Consider the following 9,235-nt stretch of genomic DNA (forward strand, 5'->3'; position numbering starts at 1 on the left):
GATGCGAACGACTGAAGGCTGTTTTGCAAGGGCTGTGCCCGGTCGGGATCGGGCAGCAAAAGGTCGGTTTAGAGCGGTTGCGCGCAGCGGTGGCGCACCAGGAGGGGACAGGCGGCAGGGTGTGGTGCGGGGAAGTGCTTCATTATGGTGCTGCCGCGAGGCGGCAGCGGGGATGCGTGACAGGTCAGTTCACGCCAGGCCAGGAGTCCACGTACTTGATGGTGAAATCAGGGTAAGAGTCGACGATTTGAATCTTGTAGTCAGGATACTGATCAACGATCTGCCATTTACCCACCGAGTCTGGCCATTGAGTGACTTGCTTCACTTTCAGATCGGGCCAGGAATTATCGATCTTTACTTTGTAATCCGGGTACGAGTTGACGAACTGGATCTTGCCGTAGATCTTCGAGACATCGACGGTCGTATCGGCCAGCACCGCGCTGGATCCCACAAACAACAACGCGACAACAGCTGCTTTCAACATGACGCTCATCCTGAGAAAAAAACGGGTGCGCAGTCTAAGGCACGCTCAGCGGCGGCGCATCAGGCCGATGAAAAACAGCCCGCCGAGCGCTGCGGTGGCGACGCCAATCGGCAAGTCCTCCGGTGCGATAAGCGTCCGTGCTGCGACATCGACCCATACCAGAAACACACTGCCGAGCAATACGCACACCGGCAGCAGACGCCGGTGCTCGGCACCGATCAGGCGCCGGGCAATGTGCGGCACCATCAGCCCGACAAAACCGATGGAGCCACTGATCGACACCAGCACTCCGGTCATCAACGAAGCGATCACAAACACCCGCAGGCGCACCGCCCGGGCATTCAGGCCGAGGGTGACGGCGGTCTGTTCGCCGGCCATCAAGGCGTTCAGTGGTCGGGCCATGCCGATCAGCAGAATCAACCCGAGCAACACGCTGAGCGCCGGCACCGCCAACAATTCCCAGCGCGCCAGGCCGAGGCCGCCGAGCATCCAGAACATCACCGCCGAGCTGGCCCGGTGATCGCCCATGAACAACAGCAGGTTGGCGATCGCCATCATCACGAACGACACCGCCACGCCACACAGCAGCAGACGATCACTGTCCAGCCGACCCTGACGGTTGGCGATGCCCAGCACCAGAAACATGCTCAACAACGCGCCGATGAACGCGGCGATCGGCAAGGTCAGCAGGCCGACGATTTCGCCGATGTGCAGCACCACGATCACCGCGCCGAGGGTCGCACCGGAGGTGACGCCGAGCAGGTGCGGATCGGCCAGCGGGTTGCGCGTGACCGCTTGCAGCACCGCGCCGATCAATGCCAGCCCGGCGCCGACCAGTGCACCGAGCAACATGCGCGGCACGCGGATCAGCCAGACGATGTGCTCCTGGCCGGCGCTCCAGTCCGGCACGCCGAGGCCGAACAACTTGTGCAGCAGAATCCGCCACACCACGTCCACCGGCACCCGCGCCGGGCCGAAGCCCAGCGACACCACGCACGACACCAGCAGCACGGCACCGAGGGCGATCAGCAGCAGCGCATAGCGACGATCGATCATTCGCCGTGGAAACCTTTGGCCAGGGTTTCCACCGCCAGCACGTTGTCGATCCCCGGCGTGGCCTGCACGTAAGGGATGATGATGAAACGCTGGTTCTTGATCGCGTCCACCGATTGCAGTGCCTTGTTCTTCAGCAGGAATTCAATCTTCTGCTCGGCCGTGATTTCGCTGTAGTCGACGATGACGATCACCTGCGGATTGCGCTCGACCACGGTCTCCCAGTTGACCCGGGTCCAGCTCGCTTCGACGTCATCGAGAACGTTGCGCCCGCCGGCGGCTTCGATCAGCGCTTGCGGCATGCCGAGGCGGCCGGAGGTCATGGCGCGGTCTTCGCCGCTGTCGTACAGGAACACCCGGGGTTTTTCCGCAGGCAGGTTTTTGCGGATGTCGGCGACCTGGTTTTGCATGTCGGCGATCAGCGCGTTGGCGCGGTCCTGCACGTCGAAAATCTTTCCGAGGTTGCGCAGGTCGTTGTAGGTGTCATCCAGCGTGGCGGCCGGGCGCTTCATCACGAAGGCGCAGGACTCGGTCAGTTCATACACATTGATGCCCAGCGGTTGCAGGGTCTGCGGCGTGAGATCGCCGCCGACGCGCATGCCGTAGTCCCAGCCGGCGAAGAAGAAATCGACGTTGGCGTTGAGCAGGGTTTCCACCGACGGGTACTTGGCTGCCAGTTCCGGCAAACCGTCGAGCAGCGACTGCATTTCAGGCGTCACCGACTTCCAGCCACTGACGCCGCTGTAGCCGGCCATCTTCGATTTGAGGCCGAGGGCGAGCATCATCTGGGTCATGTTGATGTCGTGGCTGACCGCGTGTTGCGGCGCTTGCTGGAAGGTCACTTCGCGGTTGCAGCTGTGGATCGTCAGCGGGTACTTCGTGGCCTCGGCGAAGGCGTGGGTGGAGCCCAGCAACAGGGCGAGGCAAAGCAGGGAACGCACAGTCATGGTCGGGTTATCCAGGTGATTCGCGGGTAGCCGTGGAGGGGGTGTGGATCGATCAATGCTTGAACGCCGAACACATCGCGCAGCAGTTCAACAGTGAGCACTTCTTGCGGCGTGCCGCTGGCGACGATCCGGCCGTGGTTGATCACGTACAAACGGTCGCAGAACGCGGCGGCCAGGTTCAGGTCGTGGATGCTTGCCAGCGTGCCGATCTGCAAACGCTTGACCAATTGCAACAGTTCCAGCTGATAGCGCGGGTCGAGGTGGTTGGTCGGCTCGTCGAGGATCAGCAGTTGTGGTTGCTGGGTCAGGGCGCGGGCGAGGATCACCCGCTGTTTTTCTCCGCCCGACAGCGTGGCGAATGCGTGGTCTTCGAAGCCATCGAGGCCCACGGATTTGAGGGCCTGGGTGGCGAGATGGCGGTCCTCCAGCGTGTCGCCGTCGAACAGACCTTTGTGCGGCGTGCGGCCCATGGCGACCACTTCTTCGACGGTCAGGCCGAAGGCGTCGGGGAATTCCTGCAGCACCACGGCGATGCGTTGCGCGCACCAGCGTGAAGATTGCTTCCACACGTTGTGATGATCGAGTCTGACCTCACCGTGTTCCGGCTGGCTGAAGCGATAGGCGCAGCGCAACAGGCTGGTCTTGCCGCTGCCGTTAGGCCCGATCAGCCCGACGAACTCACCGGCGGCCACCTGCAACGAGGCGTCACGCAGCTGGAACTGGTGATGGCAGTGGCCGTGGCCCAGAGGTGTCCAGGCGAGGTGGGTGAGGGACAGTGAGGTCATTTCGTTCCTGTTCTAGAAGGTGTAGTCAGCGGTGACAAAGAACGAACGAGGCTCACCCAGAATCCACTGCTGGCCCTCATTGTATTGGCTTTGTGCGTACGTCCGGTCAAACAGATTGTTCACCTGCAGCCCCAGCGTGGTGTTGCGCAGGGCTTTCCATGACAGCGTCGCATCGACCACGGTGTAGCTCGGCAGCTCGTTGCGGTTGGCCATGTCGGCGTAGCGTGCATCGACGTAACGCACGCCGGCGCCGGCCTTCAGGTCATCGGTCAGCGCCTTGCTCAGCCACAGATTGGCGGTGCGGCGTGGCACGTCCACCGGGCGATTGCCGTTGCGCGACACGGGCACGCCGCCGACCCCTTCTTCGAAATCGTCGTACTTCGCTTTGACGATTGCGGCGTTGGCTTGCAGTTGCCAGGCCTGTGGCAGTTGCAGGTCGAGGCTGGCTTCCAGGCCGTTCGACGATTGCTGGCCGACCTGCTGCTTGAGCGTCGGGTTGCCCGGATCGTCGGTCAGCAACTTCTTCTTGACGATGCGATACGCCGCCAGGGTGAACTCGCCGCGCTGATCCCAGAACAGCTGCTTCAGGCCGATCTCGGTTTGCCGCGCGGTGGACAGGTCATATTGCTGCTGGCTCGGGCTCAGGGAAATCAGGCCGCCGATGCCATCGGTGCTGGTGGCGACCTGGCCGTAGAACGAGGTGTCCTGCGTCAGCGCGAACACCAGGCCGGCCTTCCAGTTGTTGCCGGTCAGGGTCTTGTCGCTCTGACTGCCGTCGACCAGGTTGTTGCGATCTACATGCACGTAGTCGCGGCGCACACCGGTCACCAGCGACCAGCGCTCGCTCAGTTGCGTGCGGTTTTCGGCGAACACCGACATCTGTCTGGTGGTGCTGTCGAACTGATCGCGATACGCATTGGCGCTTTCGAAATAGCCGGTCTGCGGGTGATACCGATCCAGCGGCTGGCCGTTCGGCAATACGTCGTTGAACGGCGAGTTGCTGTTGAGTTGGAAGCGGATACGGTTGTAGTCGACGCCGGTCACGGTCTGGCTGTCGAGGCCGAACAGCGAGTGTTTGAAGGTGAAGGTCTGGCGGTCGCCGACCTGTTCCTGTTGGTGGCCGATGCCGAAGTAGCCGCTGCGGCTAAGTTGTTGGCTGCCGGGCTCGAAGTTGTAGTTCTCGGCGTTCTGCCAGCGGCGTTGAGCCTTGAGGTAGTACAGCTCGTTGCTGGCGCTGACTGCATCATTGATCTGCCAGTCAGTGGTCAGGCGCGTCCATTGATCGTTGTAGTGCTGCTTGTCGTCGCGCACGTTGTAGTTCTTGTTACGCAGGCTGTCTTTCAACTGGCCGTTGATCAATGGTGTGCCGAAGTCATTCTGCGGGCGCTGATCGCCGTAATCGTGGGCGAGGGTGAAGGTCAGATCGTCGGTGGCCTGCCAGCGCAGGGCGGCGCTGATGAAGTCGCTGGACGCGTCGCCGCGATCGACCCAGCCGTTGCTTCGCAGGCGATTGAGGTTGAGGTGATAGCTCAGGGTGTCGGTCAGCGAGCCGCCGCTGTCGAACGCCTGCTGCTGGCGGTCGAACGAGCCGTAGCCGACGCGCACATGGTTTTCGATTTCACCTTCGAACGGCTTCTTCGGGATCACGTTGACCACCGCGCCGGTCGCGCCCTCACCGTACAGCACCGAGGCCGGGCCGCGCAGGACATCGACGCGCTCCACCGACCAGGTGTCGACCGGAAACGTCACGGTGCCCATGCCGGTGTACAGGCGGTTGCCGTCAAACAACTGCATCACCGAGCTCTGCCCGGTAAAACCCCGGGCCTGCAACGAGGTAGCGCCATCGCCCGGCGTGCCGGTGCGGCTGATGCCGGTGCTGCGCGATACCGCGTCCTGCACGCTGCGATCGCCACGGGCGCGGACTTGTTCGCCGCTGAGGCTTTCGACACTGGCCGGGGTTTCCATCGCACTGAGGTTCAGGCGCGAGCCAGCGCTGGTCGGCGTGGTCAGGCTGACGATCGGGTCGTCATTGGCCGGGGCGGTGATGGTGCCGGTGGGCAGCGTCAGCGGGGCGTTGTCGGCGTGGGCGCTGTTGTTCAGGGCGAACAGGCAGAGGCTGGACAAGAGGTACTGGTTCATCGGGGCGGTGAATCACTTCTTCAAAAGAAAAGCCCGCAGGCTCATGACCGTGCATGGCGGCGGGCAGAGCAGCAAATTTGCGTTATACAGTAACACTAAAAAATGCCGGAGTTTAAGCCCCGGCAGTTTAAAGATCTGTCTAGGTCGCGCATCTCGCCTGTTTCATGATGAAGTTGAGGCAGATTCAGTTTGTCGGCCCAGACGCGACAACAGCAGCCGATCCAGCAACCACACCACCACCAGCGAAGCTCCCACCAGCGGAAACACCACCGCCAGCACCAGCATGATCGCCACGCCGGTTTTCCATTTCGGCAGATCGTGACGCAGCGGCGGTACGCCGAACTTGCCCTGCGGGCGGCGCTTCCACCAGATCACCACGCCGCTGACGGCGCTGAGCAGGATCATCAGGCAGATCAGCAGAACGATGATCTGGTTGAAAGTGCCGAACATCTTGCCTTCGTGGAGCATCACGCCGATCTCGGTAGCACGGGCAACCGCGCCGTACTGCTCGAAGCGCACGTCGGCCAACACCTTGCCGGTGTACTGATCGACGTGCAGGGTGGCGTCGTTACGCGGGTCGTCGGCGAACACGGCGATGGTGAACACGCCGGTGGCGGTGGTCGGCAGGGTGATGCTGTAGCCCGGCTCGACCTTGCGCTCGGTGGCGATGTTCTGCACGTCCTGCAGGCGGATGTTCGGCGCGGCGGGACCGTGTTGCATGCCGCCGTGGGCCATGTGTTCGGCGTGGTCGCCGGACATCGGCATCGGCGTGTTTTCCATCGCCCAGGGTACGGTCTGGCGCGCGGCGTTGTTGAGGCTGCCGGCCTCGACGTCGGAGGTCGGCACGTTGTTCCACATCGCCGCCGGGAACACGTTCCACACCTGGGCATATTGCTTGCCCCAGAAGCCGGTCCAGGTCATGCCGCTGAGCAGCATCACCAGCAGCAACGCGGCGCCCCAGAAGCCGGTCACGGCATGCAGGTCACGCCATAGAACACGACCGCGACTGCTCAGGCGTGGCCACAGAATTCCCGCTGCCTGACCGCGCGGCCACCACAGGAAAACCCCGGACACCACCAGCACCACGCCCCAGCCGGCGGCCATTTCGATCAACCGGTCACCGACGGTGCCGATCATCAGTTCGCCGTGAATGGCCCGGGCGATGGCTTGCAGGTTCTGCTTGGCATCCTGCTCGCCGAGGATGTCGCCGTGGTACGGATCGACGAACACGTTCAGCTCATGGCCGGCATTGGCCACGACAAACTGGGCGCTGCGCTCGGCATTCACCGGCGGCAGGTACTGAGTGACCTGGCCCTGTGGATAAGCGCTTTTGACCTTTTGCAGCAAGTCGTCGGCCGGCACGGTGTGATGCCCGGCCGGGACGTTCAGCAGGCTGCTGTACATCAGCGAATCGAGTTGCGGCTTGAACAGGTAAATGATGCCGGTCAGGGCCAGCATCACCATGAACGGGGCGACGAACAATCCGGCATAAAAATGCCAACGCCAGGCCAGGTTGTAGAAATTCGGTTTGGGCTGTTTCATCACGAGTGCTCCGCTTGGCTTGGATCTTTTAGTTGTCTGTGGCCGCCCGCCCCCAGAAGGGAGCGAGCGCCCTTGAGGGTTAGAAACTCATGTCCACCTTGGTCCAGAGCGTGCGCCCCGGTTCATTGATCGCTTGCGGGTCGTTGGCCGGGTAGCCGAACCCGGCGTTGCCCGCCAGGTTCAGGTGTTCGGCGTAGGCCTTGCCGAACAGGTTGTCGACGCCGGTACTGACCTTCCAGTGTTTGTTGATCCGGTAGGCACCGTTGAGCGAGAACACGCCGAAGCCTGAACTCTTGTCGTAATCCTTGCCGACCACGTTGCCTTTGTTCCGGTCGATGCGGTTTTGCGCGGCAACCACCCTCCACAGGGCGCCGGCGCTCCAGTTGTCTTCGGTATAGGTCAGGCCGAAGCGGGCATCCAGCGGCGGCATCTGCGGCAGGGCCTTGCCGTCGCTGCTGTTCTTGCCCCAGGCGTAGGCCAGGGTCGCATCGGCTTTCCAGTTGTCGGTGAGTTTGTAGGCGGCGCCGAGTTCGCCGCCCATGATCCGCGCATCGATGTTCTCGGCCCGGGAGGTGCTCATGCCCATCATCCCCGGCGTGTAGTCGAACAGGATGTAATCGCGCACCTGGCCGATGTAACCCGAGGCCCAGGCTTCGAGGTCGGCGCTCTTGTAGTTCACGCCGAAGTCGAGCTGAGTGGTCTTTTCCGGCTTGATCGAATCGAATGCATTGACCGAACCCGCCGGGCCGGACTTGGGCGAAAACAGCTCCCAGTAATCCGGAAACCGCTGCGCGTGGCCGAGGCCCGCGTAGAGCGTGGTCGGGCTGTCGGCCAGGTCATGCTCATAGCGGATGAAACCACTCGGCAGGGTATCGGCGCGGGTATCACCGGCGGTCGGGTTCGGCCGGGACATCATTCTCGAACCGGTGGTCTGGCGGAAATCCCTGGCCGAGGCGCGGTCGATCCGGGCGCCGGTCATCAGCCGGTCGCGGTCGGCGGCGTACCAGGTCATTTCGCTGAACACCCCATAGTTATGGAAGTCGGCGTCCTTGGTGTACGGCTGATCCTTGTAGGTATCGATGCCCATGCCGCTGCGCTGACGGTGTTCGTTGGTCTGCGCGTCGAGGCCGGTGATCAGCTGGATGTCGGCCCAGCGCCAGGTGGCCTTGATCCGTGCACCGAGGGTGCGGCGGTCGACGTTGGACGCCATGGGACCTGCCATCATCCCGGTGCCGGACGGCGTGCGCAGGGTGTAGTTGTCCATCACGTGGTCGGCGTAGTTGTAGTAGACCTGGGCTTCGAGTTTCTCCAGCACGTCGGTGATGTTGGACTTCTCGACGCGCAGACCGAGGCTTTCGCGCAGGAATTGCGAGCCGTCCATGCCGCGTCCGGCGTAGCGTGCTTCGCCGTCGCCCTTGCCGGCGGTGAGTTCGATCAGGGTGTCGGCGTCCGGGGTCCAGCCCAGCGCCACGTCGCCGTTCCATTTGTCATAGCGCGAGGCAACGATGTCGTTGCTGCCGTCGCGGTAGTCGTCCGAGTGCGCGGTGTTGCCGATCACCCGCACGTAGCCCAGCGAACCGCCGGCTGCCGCGTCGACGACTTTGTCGAAGCGCCCGTGGGAGCCGGCCAGCACGCTGGCGTTCACGCGGGTGCCGAGTTCGCCGAAGCTTTCCGGCTCGCGGTCGAACAGGATCGTGCCGGCCGAGGCGCCGGGTCCGTAGAGCACAGTCTGCGGGCCTTTGATCACGGTGAGTTTGTCGTAGGTCTCGGGCGAGATGTACGAGGTCGGCGCGTCCATCCGGCCGGGGCAGGCACCGAGCATCATGCTGCCGTTGGTGAGGATGTTCAGCCGCGAGCCAAACATGCCGCGCAGCACCGGATCACCGTTGGTGCCGCCGTTGCGCACCAGCGCGAAGCCGGGAATGGTCTTCAGGTAGTCGCCGCCGTCGCTGGCCGGCACCGGTTGGCGCGGGTCTTTCGGGTTGGTGACGATGGTCAGCGGCGAGCTCGGGGCGATGGCGGTGATGACCGTCGGGCTCAGCTCATCAGTGTGGCTGGCGTGTTCATCGGCGTGGACCAGCGGGGACAGCAGGACGCCGCAAAGCACGGCGGTCGCGTGCCTGAACCGAACGCGGGATTCGTTCAGGGCAAAGGACGCCGGGGCAGACCCCGGGCGTGGGACAGCAGAAAACCTGGACATGACAATTTCCATCAAACAGTCGTAAACAACACGGCCGGCAGCCTGAAGCTGTCTTCTCAACCGTGTGCAATCAGAGGGGGGTGTT

At 63.1% G+C, this 9,235-nt stretch carries 7 protein-coding genes; all 7 read right to left on the reverse strand.

The genetic code is table 11. From position 1 onward, the window contains the following. Positions 1-184: 184 nt before the first annotated feature. Positions 185-484, reverse strand: coding sequence for a 7(1) septoil knot domain-containing protein (locus tag L6D81_RS22400; protein WP_102620101.1), 300 nt, complete (start codon positions 482-484; stop codon positions 185-187). A 45-nt stretch (positions 485-529) separates the two neighbouring features. Then, entirely contained in the window at positions 530-1,540 is a 1,011-nt protein-coding gene (locus tag L6D81_RS22405) for a FecCD family ABC transporter permease (RefSeq protein WP_085746545.1), read from the reverse strand. Beyond that, complete coding sequence (locus L6D81_RS22410) at positions 1,537-2,484, reverse strand: ABC transporter substrate-binding protein (protein WP_236181967.1); 948 nt, start codon at positions 2,482-2,484, stop codon at positions 1,537-1,539. The genes L6D81_RS22405 and L6D81_RS22410 overlap by 4 nt, the downstream gene beginning before the upstream one ends. Beyond that, on the reverse strand, positions 2,481-3,269 hold the full coding sequence (locus L6D81_RS22415; protein WP_236181968.1) for an ABC transporter ATP-binding protein: 789 nt from the start codon (positions 3,267-3,269) through the stop codon (positions 2,481-2,483). The genes L6D81_RS22410 and L6D81_RS22415 overlap by 4 nt, the downstream gene beginning before the upstream one ends. 12 nt (positions 3,270-3,281) lie before the next feature. Next, on the reverse strand, positions 3,282-5,408 hold the full coding sequence (locus tag L6D81_RS22420) for a TonB-dependent receptor (protein WP_236181969.1): 2,127 nt from the start codon (positions 5,406-5,408) through the stop codon (positions 3,282-3,284). A 162-nt stretch (positions 5,409-5,570) separates the two neighbouring features. Then, the gene (locus L6D81_RS22425) at positions 5,571-6,950 is read right to left on the reverse strand and encodes a PepSY-associated TM helix domain-containing protein (RefSeq protein WP_236181970.1); all 1,380 of its coding nucleotides are present in this window, start codon (positions 6,948-6,950) and stop codon (positions 5,571-5,573) included. A gap of 79 nt (positions 6,951-7,029) precedes the next feature. Continuing rightward, positions 7,030-9,150, reverse strand: a complete 2,121-nt coding sequence (locus L6D81_RS22430) for a TonB-dependent copper receptor (RefSeq protein WP_236181971.1) — start codon at positions 9,148-9,150, stop codon at positions 7,030-7,032. Positions 9,151-9,235: the final 85 nt, after the last annotated feature.

The sequence above is a fragment of the Pseudomonas sputi genome (genome assembly GCF_021603585.1).
GTDB classification, from domain to species: Bacteria; Pseudomonadota; Gammaproteobacteria; order Pseudomonadales; family Pseudomonadaceae; genus Aquipseudomonas; species Aquipseudomonas sputi.